At 30.8% G+C, this 17,833-nt stretch carries 11 protein-coding genes; 4 read left to right on the top strand and 7 right to left on the bottom strand.

Going from position 1 to position 17,833, the window contains the following annotated elements:
* Positions 1-5: 5 nt before the first annotated feature.
* The gene (atpD, locus tag G8C41_RS06010) at positions 6-1,520 is read right to left on the bottom strand and encodes a F0F1 ATP synthase subunit beta (protein ID WP_105297063.1); all 1,515 of its coding nucleotides are present in this window, start codon (positions 1,518-1,520) and stop codon (positions 6-8) included.
* A 31-nt stretch (positions 1,521-1,551) separates the two neighbouring features.
* Between atpD and G8C41_RS06005 the strand changes: the two genes are divergently transcribed.
* Positions 1,552-2,580, top strand: a complete 1,029-nt coding sequence (locus tag G8C41_RS06005) for a bifunctional riboflavin kinase/FAD synthetase (protein WP_255466916.1) — start codon at positions 1,552-1,554, stop codon at positions 2,578-2,580.
* A 41-nt stretch (positions 2,581-2,621) separates the two neighbouring features.
* On the opposite strand, the gene G8C41_RS06000 is transcribed toward G8C41_RS06005, so the two are convergent.
* The 4 genes from G8C41_RS06000 to porU form a co-directional block, all read right to left on the bottom strand.
* Complete coding sequence (locus tag G8C41_RS06000) at positions 2,622-3,176, bottom strand: FKBP-type peptidyl-prolyl cis-trans isomerase (protein WP_166003208.1); 555 nt, start codon at positions 3,174-3,176, stop codon at positions 2,622-2,624.
* Positions 3,163-4,176 carry a DHH family phosphoesterase gene (locus tag G8C41_RS05995; protein WP_166006701.1) on the bottom strand — a complete coding sequence of 338 codons (1,014 nt, stop codon included), beginning with the start codon at positions 4,174-4,176 and terminating at the stop codon, positions 3,163-3,165. The genes G8C41_RS06000 and G8C41_RS05995 overlap by 14 nt, the downstream gene beginning before the upstream one ends.
* A gap of 88 nt (positions 4,177-4,264) precedes the next feature.
* Positions 4,265-5,425: a type IX secretion system outer membrane channel protein PorV gene (porV, locus tag G8C41_RS05990; RefSeq protein WP_105297060.1), complete on the bottom strand. Its 1,161-nt coding sequence runs from the start codon at positions 5,423-5,425 to the stop codon at positions 4,265-4,267.
* A 67-nt stretch (positions 5,426-5,492) separates the two neighbouring features.
* Positions 5,493-9,371, bottom strand: a complete 3,879-nt coding sequence (porU, locus tag G8C41_RS05985; RefSeq protein WP_166006699.1) for a type IX secretion system sortase PorU — start codon at positions 9,369-9,371, stop codon at positions 5,493-5,495.
* Positions 9,372-9,519: 148 nt separating this feature from the next.
* On the opposite strand from porU, the gene gldJ reads away from it, so the two are divergent.
* The 3 genes from gldJ (at position 9,520) to G8C41_RS05970 (ending at position 14,659) form a co-directional block, all read left to right on the top strand.
* Positions 9,520-11,190: a gliding motility lipoprotein GldJ gene (gene gldJ / locus G8C41_RS05980; RefSeq protein ID WP_410488970.1), complete on the top strand. Its 1,671-nt coding sequence runs from the start codon at positions 9,520-9,522 to the stop codon at positions 11,188-11,190.
* A gap of 77 nt (positions 11,191-11,267) precedes the next feature.
* Positions 11,268-11,783: a Smr/MutS family protein gene (locus tag G8C41_RS05975; protein WP_166006697.1), complete on the top strand. Its 516-nt coding sequence runs from the start codon at positions 11,268-11,270 to the stop codon at positions 11,781-11,783.
* A 32-nt stretch (positions 11,784-11,815) separates the two neighbouring features.
* Positions 11,816-14,659 (top strand): M1 family metallopeptidase, encoded by a 2,844-nt coding sequence (locus tag G8C41_RS05970; RefSeq protein ID WP_166006695.1) that lies wholly within the window; start codon positions 11,816-11,818, stop codon positions 14,657-14,659.
* On the opposite strand, the gene G8C41_RS05965 is transcribed toward G8C41_RS05970, so the two are convergent.
* Together G8C41_RS05965 and dctA are read right to left on the bottom strand one after the other, a co-directional pair.
* On the bottom strand, positions 14,631-15,806 hold the full coding sequence (locus tag G8C41_RS05965; RefSeq protein ID WP_166006693.1) for a cysteine desulfurase family protein: 1,176 nt from the start codon (positions 15,804-15,806) through the stop codon (positions 14,631-14,633). The two genes, G8C41_RS05970 and G8C41_RS05965, sit on opposite strands and share 29 nt — an antisense overlap.
* Positions 15,807-16,274: 468 nt before the next feature.
* Positions 16,275-17,576 (bottom strand): C4-dicarboxylate transporter DctA, encoded by a 1,302-nt coding sequence (gene dctA, locus G8C41_RS05960; protein WP_105297054.1) that lies wholly within the window; start codon positions 17,574-17,576, stop codon positions 16,275-16,277.
* Between the last annotated feature and the right edge of the window lie 257 nt (positions 17,577-17,833).

The raw sequence follows: 17,833 nt of genomic DNA, 5'->3' as shown, positions 1-17,833 counted from the left end.
AATAATTATTTTTTTAGTTCAGCTAATAGTCTTTCGCCATGTTCAATAACTTCTTCGATAGTTCCTTTCAAGTTAAAGGCAGCTTCCGGATATTGATCTAATTCTCCGTTAAGAATCATATTAAACCCTTTAATGGTGTCTTTAATATCCACTAATGCACCGGGAGTTCCCGTAAACTGTTCTGCAACATGGAAAGGTTGTGAAAGGAATCTTTGTACTTTTCTAGCTCGATAAACCACTAATTTATCTTCTTCACTTAATTCTTCCATACCTAAGATGGCAATAATATCTTGTAATGCTTTATATCTTTGAAGGATTTCCTTAACATTTTGAGCACATTCATAGTGATCATTTCCTAAAATTTCAGGAGAAAGAATTCGCGAAGTAGATTGTAGTGGATCTACGGCCGGATAGATACCCAATGAAGCAATTTTCCTGTCTAATACAGTAGTTGCATCTAAATAGGCAAATGTAGTTGCAGGGGCAGGGTCTGTTAAGTCGTCTGCCGGAACATAAACCGCTTGAACAGATGTAATAGAACCGTTTTTAGTTGAGGTAATTCTTTCTTGAAGTGCACCCATTTCACTGGCTAAGGTAGGTTGATACCCTACCGCAGAAGGCATACGTCCTAATAAAGCAGAAACTTCCGATCCGGCTTGAGTAAAACGGAAAATATTATCTATGAAAAACAATACATCCCGACCTTTTCCGGCTCCTAAACCGTCTCGATAATATTCAGCTAAAGTTAAACCGGATAGAGCCACTCTGGCACGAGCACCGGGAGGTTCATTCATTTGACCAAAAACAAAGGCAACTTTCGATGATTTTAAAGCTTCAAAATCAACTTTTGAAAGGTCCCATCCGCCTTCTTCCATGGATTTCATAAATTCATCTCCATACGAGATAATTTTAGATTCCAACATTTCCCGTAATAGGTCATTACCTTCACGAGTTCGTTCTCCAACACCGGCAAATACAGATAACCCACCGTGTCCTTTAGCAATATTGTTAATCAATTCTTGAATCAATACGGTTTTACCAACTCCCGCACCTCCGAAAAGTCCAATTTTACCTCCTTTGGAATAAGGCTCAATTAGATCGATAACTTTAATACCGGTATATAATACTTCTGCAGAAGTAGAAATATCTTCAAAATTCGGAGAAGGCCTGTGTATAGGTAATTCATGGGTTTTGGGTACATCACCGATACCATCAATAGCTTTTCCGATAACGTTGAATAAACGCCCGTTAATTTCTTCACCGATAGGAACCGTTATAGGTTTATTGGTTGCTATAACTTCCTGACCTCGATATAAGCCATCAGTAGCATCCATAGCGATACATCTAACTGTATCTTGACCTATATGTTGCTCAACTTCCAGTACTAAATTGGGTTCGTCGTTATCTTTAATAACTTCTAGAGCATCATATATATTGGGAAGTTGTTCTACATCATCAAAAACAACGTCTATAACCGGACCTATTACCTGAGATATTTTACCTTTATTTTCCGTTACCATATAATTTAAAATTCAAATAATTACATTTCCTTTGTGGAATTACAAATATACTATTTTAAAGCTTATAGGCGTTGAAAAAAAACCAAAAAAATATCATATTTTTGCAGACAATTTGTTTTCATTACCGGTGAATATTCATACTAAAAATTTTAAAGTAGCTAAAGAAAATAAAATTATACTAACTTTAGGTATGTTCGATGGTGTGCATTTGGGCCATCAGTTTGTTTTAAACTATTTGCATGATATTGCAATTAAAGAGGGAGCTGAAACAGCAGTTATGACATTCAATCCACACCCCCGATTCGTTTTACAACCCACAACTGAACTTAAGCTTTTAACTACTTTAAATGAAAAAATACAACTTTTGGAAAAATTTAATGTGCAGCATTTATTTATACAAGAATTTACGAAAGAGTTTAGCCGGTTAAGTGCCTTAGAATTTGTTAGAGATCTATTGGTATCCCAATTACATATACATTCATTAGTTATTGGTTATGATCATCAATTTGGTAATAATCGAGATGGAAATTACGAACGCTTGCAAACATATTCCGAACAATTTGGATTTACTCTTTACAAACTTCCTTCAGTAAGTGGATATACTTCCGTAATCAGTTCGACTAAAATTAGAAATAAAATTAGCGAAGGTAAAATTGCTAAAGCAAACGAGTATTTAGGATATAATTTTTTCATGCAGGGCAAAGTGGTTACCGGTGATAAGATAGGAAGAACCATCGGTTTTCCTACTGCAAATATTGAAATTGATCCACACAAGATATGTCCAAAAAATGGGGTATATTATGTGAAAGTTAAGATTAAAGATGAATTTTTTTACGGGATGATGAACATAGGAATGCGTCCTACCATACAAGGTTTACAAAAACAAATTGAAGTTCATATACTTGAATTTGATAGGGATTTATATGGAAAAGAAATTGAAATTTATTTCTATGATAGAGCACGTGATGAGATCAAATTTTCTTCATTAGATGAACTTAAGGCTAGATTGATTTTGGATAAAAAAAATACACAAAACTATTTTAAAGATTTATATAATTAATTTTTCAAAATAAGTGTATCCGCCCAAATTTTATAAGATAATCATTTCGATAAAGGTTTAACGTCGATTAAAGTAAGGGTTACTAAGAGGGGTACATTAGATCCAATTTTATTTTCATCACCATATAAACCATAGGCAGTGAAGGAGGGGAGGACTATTTCAGCTATATCCCCTTTCTCCATCATGTACAATGCTGACTCAATTCCTCTTATCTCTTTAAATTTTCCTAAAACTCCCTGCTTTTCACCAAACTCATCAAAAGAATAAATTACATCTCCTGAAAGTGTTTTTATTTCAGCAGAATATTTAATCCAACTATTATTTTTAGGTTGTGGAGATTTTTTATGTGAAATAAATCGAATCCAAATACCCGAAGAAGTAGGCACAAATTTTACATGTAAAGAATCCTCTCGTTTACTAATCCAGTTTTGCAAGAAATCCCTTTCCTTATCTTCTCTAGCTTTAGAGTTTTCTAATAATTTTTTGCCATATGCAGATTTTGAATTAGTAACCGGAAGGAAAATTTCTTTTTTCTGACACGAGAATAAAATGCCTATACAAAATGAGTATATAATTGCAATGTTAAGAAATTTCATGGATTTCGTTTTCAATTATATTTTTAAATCTTGAAATAGAATCTTTTAAAGAAAGATCACTTCTGCCACCGGCAGCATTAATATGTCCACCTCCATTAAAATAGCTTCGAGAAAACGCGTTAACGTCAAAATTACCTTTGGAACGGAAAGAAATCTTAACAAAATCATTTTGCAGATCTTCCATAAAAAATGCAACAAATTTAATTCCTATAATAGAAAGTCCGTAATTAACAAATCCTTCCGTATCTCCTTTTTGATAACCCAATTCTAACAATTGATTTCTGGTTACATACAATATTGCAGTATTTTTATTAGGAATAAGTTCAATGGATTCTAAAACACAGCCTAAAAGTTTTAGTCGTTCCGGTGTATTACAATCAAAAATATTGGAAGCTATAAGATCCGGTTTAGCTCCTTTTTCCAAAAATACGGATATAATTTTATGAGTTTCAGCGGTGGTATTTCTAAACCGAAAACTTCCGGTATCAGTTAAAATTCCGGTATATAGACAAGTTGCTATTTTTTCATCGATTTTTGATACTTCACCTAAGGCATCAATAAATTTATAAATCATTTGGCAAGTAGCCGGTTGAGAAGTATCTGAATATATATAATCAAAATTATCCGGGTTTTGATGATGATCAATCAAGACTTTAATGGCTCTTGATTCATTTAATTTTGTTTCCAATTGATTAATCCTTGAAGAAGTATTGAAATCAAGACAGAAAATTAAATCTGCATTTCTAAAAGCTATTTCAACGAATTTTACCCGATATTCACCAATGATGATATTTTTGGCTTCCGGCAACCATTTTAAAAATTTAGGAAATTCATTCGGTACAATTATCGTGGATTGAACTCCAAGGTAACGTAAAAAATGATATAATCCTAAAGAAGAACCAATGGCATCACCATCCGGATTCTGATGAGCCAAAATGAGTATATTTTTTTTTGTTTTTATTAATTGTTTTAATTCATTGAGTTTTTCAGGTGTAAACATCGTACTGTATAATTTTGGTAAATGTAAAAAAAATCACTCTTTTATACAGAGTGATTCTTACTATAGATTAGATATTTTAGTTGAAATTTTAATAATTGTCGTAAGCATTGGTTGCATCACCACCAAAATCCCACGTCAATCCAAATCGTAATGTATTGTCTAAAGCATTATTAACACTTGAAGTTGTAATCAGATAAGAAAAATCAATACCGAACGATTGATATTTAAGACCTGCTCCCAGTGTTACATATTGTCTTCCTCCTTTGTCAGGATTTTCGTAGAAATAACCGGTACGAAAAGCAAATGCGTTATTGAAAGTATATTCACCAGCAATACTGTACGTAATTTCTTTGCCCACATCTTTATTACTAAATGATTTAAACATTCCGGAAATAAAACTTTTATCGGGAACTTGATATGTTATGCTACCGTCGGGATTTTTAACTTCTTCGGGTGCAGGAACAAGTAATTTTGTAGCTTCAAAAGTCAATCCCAATTTATTATCGTCATCGAAATATAGGTCATAACCCACACCTAATCTTAAATTAGTAGGCAAATAGCTGGAATTTTCTTTGCTGTCAGAGTAATCTAATTTAGGTCCCATATTAAATAATCCCCAACCAGCTCTCCATCTTCCTTCATAATTGCCGAAAGAACTGCTTTTTTCAGATTGGAAATATCCTGTTACATCAACTGCAAATGTATTGGCAGCCTTTGTTTGGGCAGATGAATTATCAACATTGTTAAATAAATCGGAACGAACATACCTTGCGGTAACCGCCATGGAATATACATCCGCTAATTTAAGTCCATAAGACACATCTAATGCAAATTCATTAGGTTTAGAAATACCTTTTTCAACAATGTTATTTCCCAATAATTCGTTAAGTTGGATTTCACCCATGTTGAAATAATAAATACTTGCGGCTAATGTGCTTCTTTCTTCTTCACCGAGGAATGTATAAAAAGTTCCGTTTAATAAAAATACATCGCTAGTTAGTTTATTCATATAGGGAGTATATGAAAGACCTACTCCGGAATAACTAGTTCCAAAAACATATTTTGAAGGGTTCCAAAATTGGGAAAACCCATCGGGTGACGTTGCCACCCCTTGATCACCTAAACCGCCAGAACGAGCATCCGGTGATATTCTTAAAAAGGGTGCTCCGGTGACTATGGCGTAATTTCTATTCTGAGCCTTAAAGGCGCTAAATAATAACAACGTCAGAATTAAAATTCTTTTTTTCATGAACTATTTGAGTTAAAATGATATAAATTTTTTTTATTATAGCGTTTTTATAATGCAAAAATAAATTTTATTTTAATATTACCAATTTTTCCACTTGAGAAACTGAACCCTTACAAAATTCAGATGTTCCTTTTATTTTTACACGATAAATATACACACCTTTTCCGATTTTATCTCCAAAATCATCCAATCCGTCCCATTCAATTCCAAATTTGTCAGTTCTGTATCCTTCGTTAAAAGGCTGAGAAGTAACGGTTTTATTAATAGTTTTTACTAATTTTCCTGACACGGTAAAAATTTGGACTTGAACATCAAGAATATCGGGACAATTATGTTCAAAATGAAAAAATGTTTTAGTTGTAAATGGATTAGGCCAGTTTAATAATTTTTTTATTATTAATCCCTGATCACCGTTATCAACAACTAAAAAATCTAAGGTAGCAGAAGATGAATTATTATTAATATCCCAAACTTTGAATTTAATTGAATGATTTCCTGTTTCAAGATTTTCTAATCGATACCAAACTTTTCCTTTTTGATAATCTTTTAAATTCGGATTTAGACAAGGAGAAGATTCTCCTCCGGTATAAAAATCATTCAGAATAATGGTACCGTTTACATTATTATTTAAAACGCCAGTGATATCATGTCCAATTCCTAAACCGGTTGAATTAATACCGGTACTATCCGTTACACAGGCTAAAAGATACGGTGAGCGATCAGTTATTCCTCCATTAGCAAAATTTAGATTATTCATGTATAAACCTATTTTTGGGCCTTCCGAATCATTTATTCCATTGGGATTTATATCTCCAATTTTTAAATCATTTTTAAAATATAAGGCATCAATTTCAGAATTATCGGCATATAAAAGTAATTTGCCATCACCGATATCATAATTAATATCTTTAGGAACGTAAAATTCTATTTTAAAATTTCCATCTTTAACTTGTGAACCGCCTTTATATATGGAATTAACCTGTTCTTTATATTCAAGAGGTGGTTTAAGTGAATTATAATTAAAATTATTTAGAGTTTTTTTATCCACAGGTTTATCATATAAAACAGTTTGGATATTTCCCGAAAAAGAGGGATCAACATCTCCATTTTCATTTAGTACTTGGCCTTCAATGGTAATAAAATCAAGGGCTTTTATAACACTCGAGAAATGGTCTGCATCCAATCCGTTTATTTTAGTGACCTTAATTTTACGTTTTGGGTATACCAAAGATTGCGCGGGATCTCCGAACAAATTTATTTTTCGACTTTCTCCACTTAAAATTTCTTTTTTGGAAAGTCGAAGCGCTTCACCTAGAGCTATATATTGATTACTTTCAGTTTTTTTTGTGAATATGTTTTTCATGATTATAGGATTCATATTCAACCCATAATAGATTGATAGCGCCCTATTGGTTGTAATCATGGAATTTGCTCCACCATTTTTTTTGAGATATAATAAATCACCTAAAGAATTTAAAGAAGGATTGTCCCATACGGAAACATCGCATGAGATAGTAATAAATAAAGGAAGTCGAGAAAAATCTCTGTTGAAATTAGACAAGCTGTTTACATCTTCTTTTGAAAATAGCCTATATTGAGAAAGAGATAATGTGCCGCCATGTCCAAAATAATTTATTACTAAATTACCATTGTTAAAAGCGGCTTTTATAGCTTCATTTACCTGTGGAAATCTGGCTCCACCTGTAGTGTAATCTGCATTATAAGAATCTATATATAATTTTTTAAGTGTATATTCTTTTAAAGATTTATCAAAAATATTTTGAGCAATAGTTTCTTCAATTTTTTTATGGAAATTGTTATCACTGTCAATGTCTACAATAACAGAGGCGTTTAATCTCCAATTTCCAAAAGGAGTACCTTGAGGAGCTTTTCCATTATCGTATTTTACACTTTTATCTACACACGCTGTTGCTTCGGATAGATTTTTTGCAATCATTCTTCCCACTGCTATATCTAATTGAGTAGCTGAAAGATTGGCATCTTCTCCTATTAAATTAGCTTCATCATCATCCAATATCGTTATAAAATCATCTGTTGCATAAGAGTAATTAAGACCGGTGCTATTATAACTTTGATAGGTAGGAATTAAGTTATGTCCGGTTCCGGTTTTATTTTTATAATCATACGAGGCAGAGCCCAGTAGAAGCACATATTTTAATTTTCCATTGTCTTTCTTATATAGATAACGTAAAAAATCCCTTATTGCGGTTAAATCTTGTCCCCCGGAGCTAAATTCATTATAAATTTGATTTACTGTAACTACTTCTACTTTTAATCGATTTTTAGATTGATGTAAATTTTTAATGCGATTTGCCTGAGAAACAAATTCAGGAACAGTTATGACAATATAATCTACATCGGATATGGAATGTAAAGCCTGATTTGAAATTTTACCAACAACTTCCGGAATGTAGGCAGCTGAGTGCTTAAAGGCGATCATTTCGTTTTTAAAATTAGTTGATAACAATTGATAGGAATACGTAAAAGCATTTGCTGATCGTTCCAGTTTTTTTGCGTTGACAACATCTGAAACATCCCAAACTTCGCAATCTTCAGAAGGAACAAAAGTAAATCCATATATTTTTCCATCTTCAATGGGATCAAATGTTCTGAAATTCATTTGACTACCATTAAATTTAAGCTTTTGCTTATATAAAACTTCAAAATAATCGGGATAAAATTCAGCCGAGGGATTAGTAGAGTTATCAAATCCTAAAGTAAATTTTAATTGATTATTAGTTGGAGTGATAGTTTGTGTTTGGCTTCCAATTGCAAAATCAATTTCATTAGGAGATGGCCTTAAAATCGATGAATATACCGGATTATCATTATACGACACATTTATTTTTCCATTAATACCGTTTCTTGATACCCAAGCATATTTCCAAGTTATGCTTGAACCCGGAACCATGTCATGAACCGGAAATAGGATTTCTTTATAATTTTTCAATCCCAAATTTTCGTCCACCCAAATTTTACCTAATTGATTTAAATTTAGTCTATCTTCTTCAAAGAATTGATGATCATCGTATTCTACATATACTTTAGCATTCGGTGTCTTGTATGGATTGGATTGAATTCTTTTTCCCGAAGTTTGATTGACGTTAATAAAATAATATGCATAATCTTCATATATATTTTTTTTATGCCTAACCTTTGAATTTCTTATCCAATAGTCCGGTCCTTGCCCATAAAATAATATATAATCATCTGAATCAAAAATTCCATCATTTTCTCCTCGGACAAAAATGGCATTTTCTTTTAGGTTATCGTATCTGAAAGATGAGGTTGGTTCCGGAAGCATTTTTCCTCCATTGCCAAATATTCGTATGGTTTTTGGATCTAAAGAATTACAATTTATTCCTAATGATTGTAAGAAATTCCGATCAATTTTATAAATTCCTGTTTTAGCTAATTTAATTTTATACCATGATCCGTTTTTTAGAACACTTTCAACATTCAAAAAGGAATCTGTAGATGAAAAATTTTTACTATACGAATTTTTTTTCTCAATGGTAAAACGTATCAGTTTAAAAATGGTATTGCCTGTTTTCTTTAATGTTTTAATGGTTACAGATATAAATTTTTGATCTCGTGACTTAGTAATTGACGCGCTGAAAATATCATCATCGGGAATGAAGTCCAAAGGCGTATCGCCAAGTTGCGATTTTTCAATAGGTTGCCATTGTAAATTGGTTAGATATACATCTCCATTAAAATCAGTTTTTTCGGCATAATATAAAGTAGGTATTCCTTCATCAATCGAATAGTTATCATTGGTAAAGAAAGGATATTTTTTTACTTGCTCAGTGGAATAATAAAAATTCTTTATACCGTCCCAATTAATCGTAATAGTTTGTGCCACAGGGATAAATGTGGACACTTGAATGAAAAACGCTATAAAAATGTATAAAAATCTTTTCATTTACCTCTAAATAACGAATAAGTAGAAATAATATTTTACTAAATATACAATATCTACAAATAAGTTAACGTTATTTGAGGTTATGTAATATAAAGTAGAAAAAATTTTTCTTTCAGTAATATTATATTATTTTTGCATGATCTTAATTATGAAAATAAATACAATGAGAATCGGGAAATTCATATTATTATTATCCGTTGTTTCTTCAATTTCCTTAGCATTAGTTAGTTGCGGTGGTGGGAGAACTAAACCTGGCGGTGGAACTAAAAATACAAAAAGTTTGACCGGATGGAAGGCCAATGATAGAAACGGCTGGTTTTATAGTAAAAAGAAAAAGACTGAAAAAGGTTGGGTTGGAATGGTATTCGTGGAAGGAGGAGCTTTTACTATGGGATTAGTTAAAGACGATGTAATGCATGATTGGAACAATACCCCTAACCGAATGCAAGTAAGATCTTTTTTTATCGGTGAAACTGAAGTAACAAATTATGAATATCGTGAATATGTAACTTGGTTAAAGTATGTATATTCACCAACGGATGAGAATTATAAAGATATTTATTATGGAGCCCTTCCTGATACTCTTGTTTGGAAAAATAAATTGTCCAGAAACGATGTTTATTCAGAAGATTATTTCAGGGCCCCTCAATTTGATAACTACCCGGTAGTTGGAGTAAGTTGGTTACAAGCTCAAAGATATTGTGATTGGTTGACCGATAGAGCCAATGAAAGAGAATTAATGAATAAAGGTATTATCCCAAAAGATTTTTATAGTAATCCGGCCAATAATGTGGGTTCAAATTCATTTAATGTTGAAAAATATAAATACAATGATCCTGAATTGGAAGGTATTGTCAATCAAGATAAAATCGCTAAACAAAGTGGTATTACCAGCAAAAATGAAAGAATTATAGCAGTTAATAAAAGTGCTCAAGGAAATTTAGTACAAAAATTCAGATTACCTACAGAAGCTGAATGGGAATATGCTGCACTGGCTGAAGCAGATAACAGACAGTATAACATCATTGAAGGTAAAGATGTAATGATCAATAGAATGCGTGCTAAAAAAGGAAGAAATAGAGGTCAATTCCTGGATAATTTTAAATCCGGTGGACAAGGAGATTATTCCGGTAGTGGAGGTTGGGCTAATGATGGGAATGCAATTACTTCCGATGTTAGAGCATATCCATCCAACCCTTTTGGATTGTATGGTATGTATGGAAATGTTGCTGAATGGACACAAGACGTTTATAGACCGTTAATAGATACTGATTTTAATGATTTCAACTATTATAGAGGAAACGTTTATCAACAATTTATTAGTGAAGAAGGAAATCCCGGCAGATTTAAAAAAGTTGATGACGGTACTATTCAATATGATACTTTAGCAGATGGAAGAAAATTATATAGAAATTTATCCGGAAAATTTGAAACAGAGATTGTTGATGATGCAAGAAACTTTAGAGACGGAGATTTACAATCATCTTTAGAATCGGGAGATGGTCGTGTTGATTCAACCGGTACTTTTAATTACTACAATTCACCTATTAGAAACTGGACAGTAGATAAAAACGGAAGAGTAGTTTTAGATAAGGATTCCAAACAAAGAACTTCTCAAATCAGTAATGATTTAAGGGTTATTAAAGGAGGATCTTGGAATGATACCGCTTATTGGTTAGATCCGGGACAAAGAAGATATATGCTTGAAAATGAGTCTGCCGTATGGGTTGGATTTAGGGTAGCTCAAGATCACAAAGGTAAAGAATCTTCTTCTAAAAGAACCAAAAGAGGAGCCAGCAATAGAGTTCCCAGAAAATAATGTAAAATAAATTAAATAGTATAAACAAAACAAAGAAGGCTATCCTCAAGATAGCCTTCTTTATTAATTCAATCTATATGAAGATCGGGGATAAAGTTAAACTACTGGATGAAGAAGGAATTTTTACTATAAAAAATTTTATAGGAAATAAAGCAGTTTTAATAGATTCTTATGGATTTGAAGTTACTCATTCACTAAATAACTTAATTGCCTATGATAAATATGCAAGCATGTATACTGAAGCTACCGATTTTAATGCTAAAAAAGAAGATGTATCTTCTAAAAAGACCAATAATGTAAAAAAAGAAACTATACAAGAAAGAATTATTGATTTGCATATAGGAAATATTGTTGATTCTTTTAAAAACATGATGCCTCATCAAATGCTTGAAAAGCAAATTAATAAAGCTATGGAGGAAATAAAATCAGCCAAGAAAGATAAGGTTAAGAAGTTGATACTAATACATGGCAAAGGTAAAGGAGTATTAAAAAAAGAAATTTATAAAATATTAAATAGTATGGATGATATTGAATATTTTGAAGCAGATATAATTAAATATCGTTTTGGAGCCGTTGAAATAAGGTTTAAATAGTAATCATCTCCTGTGACTTCTTGCTGTTAACTATGAAAATTCTAAGAATCTTATCGAATATAATTTTAGTAATTTTACCTGTATTGTGCTTTTCACAAAGTGACAAAATACTCATATCAGCAACCTTAGACAGTCTAACTAAAAATATATCCGTAAAACAAAAGATCGTTTTTTATAATAATACGGGTATAACTTTAGATAAAATATATTTACACGCAGCCGCTAATTCCTATTCTAATACTAATACGGTATTAGGAAAACGAAAATTAGAGGATAGAAATAAAACTTTATATTTTTCTAAATATATGGATAGAGGTCGAATCAATGATTTGACCATCTTTATAAATAAACGACAACCCGTTTTTTTACTTAGAGATTTTGAATTTTACGAAGTAAATCTTTTTTCTCCTTTATTACCCAATGATAGTATATCTTTGGATTTAAATTATAATATAAAAATACCTTCCAATAAAATTACCGGATATGGATTTTCCTCAAAAGGTACTTATGTTTTAAAAAACTTTTTTATACAGCCTCTAGATTTTATCAATTCAAAACCCAAGTTGGAGCCATTTACCGATACTGAGTTTAATCCCTATAGAAAAACCAATTATACTATTAACTTTTACCATCCTATGGGTTTATATATGGATGGAGATCTTACAAAAGCGGGAGAAAATCAATTACAGGGAACATCCGGTGATGCTGTAACTATGATCCTTACTAAAAATAAACCGATTTCTTTTATTTATACTATAAACGGATCGCAAACCGAAGTAGTAATTGGATATTCCATTAATGAAAAATTTAAAGAAGTTTATTATAAAAATATTAAACGCGAATTACTATTTTTAAATGAAAAATTAGGCAAACTACCCTCAAAATTATTAATTAGCTCTAAAATTAAAAAAGATCGCAATTTTATAGGAGTTGATGATATTAAATTATTGGGTTTAAAAGAATGGAAACTTTTTCCTGATGACGTAAAAATTGATCTTAAAATGTTTCAGCAAATAGCCTATTCAGTTATCAATCAGGTAATACAAGTGGATAAAAATAAATATCATTGGATACCTAACGGTTTGCTTACCTATTATCAATTAAATTATTTAAAGAAGTATTATCCTGACACTAAATTATTAGGTAATCTTCCTAAAGAACTTAGCATAATAAAAATTAAACCGTTACAATATTTTTTCATATCTAAAGTTCCTATAACCGATCGATATAAATTAGGTTACAGATATATAGCCACTCAAAATTATGATCAGCCGATAAGTGAAGATTTTTTAGAATTGAGCAATATCAATCAGTATATAATTAGTGGATTTAAATCGGGATTAAGTTTTAATTTTCTATCCGCCTATTTGGGAGCGGATCTTTTCGAAAATTCAGTTAAAAAGCTTATAGAAGAAGGAAAAGATCGTGAAATTACTTCATCAGACTTTCAAAGGATTTTAGAAATAAACTCTCAAAAAAATTTAGCATGGTTTTTTCAAAATTATATAGTTACCAATGATCGTATTAATTTTAAGATTAAAAAATTTTATGAGGATAAGTATGAAAAAGATACTATAAAAGTACGTATCACTAATAAAACGGCTTTACCGATTCCAATATTAATCACGGGAGAAAAAAACAAGAAGATAATCAATCAGAAATGGGTGTTTTCAACCAATAAAGATTCTTTATATTCATTTAAAAATGGAGAATATGATCGTTTACTTATAAATAAAAATTACCTGTTTCCGGAAATTAACGATAATGATAATTTATTGAATACAGAGGGTATCTATAAGAACAGAAAGAAATTGCAAATGAAATTCTATGCAGACGTTGATAATCCTAATTATACACAAATTTTTTATGAACCCAATATAAACTGGAACAATTACGATAAATTTATACTAGGATTACGTTTTTATAATAGTTCTCCATTTTCAAGACCTTTTGAATATTCATTTTCTCCAACCTATTCCACAGGAACCAAAAGTTTAACGGGTTCAGGTGCCTTAAATTACAATTACGATATGGAAGAGGGCTTATTCAGAAGAATGTCTATGGGAACAGGATATACTTATTATCATTATGATAAGAATTTGAGTTATAAAAAATATTCAGGAAATGTAAATCTTATATTTAAAAAGAGGCCCAGATCAGATATTAACAGAACCATAGGAATTTCATTTAATAGTGTTGAAAGAGAAAAAGATCCGTTTAAAATTCTTGAAAAAAATGATTATTCCCATTATAATCTGCTGGATCTGTCGTATTCTCATTCAGATAAAAGAATCATTAATGAATGGTATAGTAAAACGAACTTCCAACATTCTAATATTTTCAATAAAATAAGTACAGAAATATATTTTAGACATGAATATGCGCCGAATAAAAAAATAAGTTTACGCTATTTTGGAGGATATTTTATAAACAATCATTCCAATTCTACTTACTTCGATTTCGGAGTAGATCATATCACAGATTATAGTTTTAATTACATGGATTATTTAGGAAGATCTGCAACCGGTGGATTGTTTTATCAACAATATATAATGGCTGAAGGAGGTTTTAAATCCATGTTGGATAAATCAGCCAATAAATGGATTACTTCATTAAATGGAGAAATACATTTATGGAAGCCTTTTGACTTATATGCAGATATGGGATTGTATTCGAATAAAAAGAAATCTACGTATTTTATCTACGATTCAGGAGTTAAATTGAACATAATACCTGAATTTTTAGAATTGTATTTACCCATTCAATCAACGTTGGGATTTGAACCGGCAAAAAATAATTATTTATCCCATATTCGATTTACCTTTAATTTTAACTTAAGCGCTGTGGTTACCCATTTTCGGCGGGGATGGTATTAGTTAAATTCTTTTGTATCTCAGAAAGAAAATTGATCAAAACATCTATTTCTTCTTTTGTATTATAATGGCTGTATGAAATGCGTAACGTCGTTGTATTTTTTAATTCTTCTTCAGTATAAAGCTGCAACATGGTTTTTGACGGTTTAGAAGCACCGGAAGCACAGGCGCTTCCTTGAGAAACGGCGATACCCTTCATATCGAGTTGAAAACCAACCAATGTATTGGGAAAAGGAAGCAAAATACTTAAAAGTGTATAGTTACTTTTAGTAAAATCTGTTCCATGCCCATTAAACAAAACCCCTTGTATATTTTTAGACAATTGATCTATTGTATATTGTTTTAAATCTTCAATTATCTTTCTTCTTTCCTTTAATTCTTGCATAGCATAATCAAAAGATTTACCTAAGCCAACAATACCGTAAACATTTTCAGTTCCTGCTCGTAAATTACGCTCCTGAGTTCCTCCGGTAATAATACCTTTTAAACCGCTTGATTTTCTTATAAAAGCCATTCCTATTCCTTTAGGACCATGAAATTTATGGGCACTGCAAGAAGCAAAATCAATGGGTGTTTTAGAGAAATCTAAAGGGTAATGAGCCATAGTTTGAACAGTATCTGAATGAAATAAAGCTCCATATTTTTTACATAATTGAGCAATACTATCAATATCCGTTAAATTTCCAATTTCATTATTGGAATGCATTAAAGAAACTAATGTTGGAATTTTATCTTCTAGTAAATCTTCTAAAAAAGCAATATCCAAATCTCCTTTTTTATTCTTCAAAGGAAGAAAAACAACTTCAATTTCAGGATGTTTTTCTTTTAGATCTCTGATGGTTTCCAAAACAGATTTATGTTCTAAGGGAGAAGATATGATCCGTTTAATAGATAAGTTTTCTATACAAGAACGTAAAATTAAATTATTAGATTCAGTACCGCAGCTTGTGAAAATGATTTCATTAGGATTTACATGCAACCATTGAGCTATATTTTTTCTGACCATTTCTATTTTTGACTTACTTTCTTGCCCAAAGCTGTGTATAGCAGAAGGGTTACCAAAATCTTCTTTCATAGATTGAATCATTGCTTCAATAACTCTTTCATCTATAATGGTTGAAGCGGCACTGTCTAAATATATTTTTTTCATCGGTTAATTGCTTAATTATAATTCAAAAGTTGCTCGTATTCTATTTTAAATGCTTGAAGATAATTTATTTATCGAAATAAATTACTTCATAAGATTAACATTTAAAATATTAAATAAAAATTAACATAGTAAATCTTTTATATTTTCAATATTTTCTAATAATAAATTTTATTAATCTAAAATTTCAAATTTCTTTTAAAAAATTTAATATTATGCTAATCCATAGTATTACAAAAATAAAAAATATATGTTCATAAATTTACGTAAGCCTGCGTTAAAAAGAATATTTATAAATAAGTCGAAGTAAAAAATAGAAAATTTACTAAGAAAGCCCTAGTAAATTATCTACCAGGACTTTCAAAACTAGTATATTTTATACAAATCTATTTTTAATTTATAATTTTACCAAAAAAATGATAATATTTATTTAACAAATTATATTTTTTAAAAATAAATTACAAATCACACTTAAGACTTATTGGATATTAAAATGCTTTCAGCTTTATCGTAATTAAATTCATTTTCCCTTCTGGCAACAACAATTGTAGCTGCTGCATTACCTATTAAATTAGTTAAAGCTCTTGCTTCACTCATGAATTTATCAATACCGAATATTAACGCCACAGCCTCAACCGGTACATGTCCTACTACCGGAAGGGTAGCGGCAAGAGTAATAAAACCACTTCCTGTTACCCCGGCTGCACCTTTTGAGGTTAAAAGCAATACTAAAAGAAGCGTAATTTCTTGTTGTAAATTCAAATGCATGTCTAAAGCTTGAGAAATAAAAACAGCAGCCATGGTAAGATAAATGGAAGTACCGTCGAGATTAAAAGAATAGCCGGTTGGTATAACCAAACCAACGACAGACTTAGAACATCCTATCTTCTCCATCTTGCTCATAATTCCCGGTAATGCTGATTCGGAAGATGAGGTGCCGAGCACAATTAAAAGTTCCTCTTTAATATATTTAATAAATTTGAATATATTGACTTTATTGTAATAAAGAACTGCTCCGATAACTCCGAAAATGAAAACAATACACGTTAGATAAAAGCATAAGATTAACATTCCTAAATTACTCAATGCTTTCAATCCGTAAACTCCAATGGTATATCCCATAGCACCCATGGCTCCTAAAGGTGCCAGATACATAATTATTTTTATAATAGCAAAAAGTCCATCCAGGAAAGATTGCATTACGGATAGAACCGGTTTTGAAGATTTAGGTCCAATTTTCGTCATGGCAAAACCAAAAAGAATGGCAAATACCAACACTTGAAGTAAATTATTAGAAGCAATTGAAGCAATAACATTTTCAGGAATCATATCCAAAATAAACGTAATAATTCCGTGATCTTCTTTACTTTTTTCTATATAATGGGACATAGATGAAGAATCCAATGCATAAGGATCTACATGCATGCCGTTTCCGGGTTTTAGCACATTAACGAAAACCAAGCCGATGATTAAAGCTATTGTTGTCATAATTTCAAAATAAACAATAGCTGTTAAACCAACCTTACCAACCTTTTTAGTATCTTCCATTCCTGCAATACCCAGCACAATGGTACAGAAAATCAAAGGTCCTACGATCATTTTAATTAGCTTGATAAATCCGTCTCCTAATGGTTTTAGCATTTCACCAAGTCCCGTACTGTGTTGTTTAACTCCATTAACTATAATATCTTCACTTGGGAAAAAATATCCAATAAGAATACCTATAATTATGGCAATTATTACTTGTACGTAAAGACTTTTAAGTATTTTCATAATGTTTTTATTTTATTAAGGACAGTAATATATGAATAATATATTTGAATTGTTATAAATTGTAATTTTTTTCTTTAAAAAACATTTTTTTAAAATGTAATTGTTTGAAATTTAGTATTTTGCGCTAATTTAATTAAGAAAAAATTCATTAAAAAATCACTTATTTTTCTTAAAAAATGTGTTAAAAATGAAAAAAAAGCGTAAAAAAAAGTGCCTTAAAAATTAATTTTTTATTTATCAAATGAAAAAAATCATGT

The sequence above is a fragment of the Apibacter sp. B3706 genome, from assembly GCF_011082725.1.
In the GTDB taxonomy this organism is placed as follows: domain Bacteria; phylum Bacteroidota; class Bacteroidia; order Flavobacteriales; family Weeksellaceae; genus Apibacter.
Note: the sequence above shows the minus strand (reverse complement) of the source record. Positions and strands in the feature narration are given on the sequence as shown.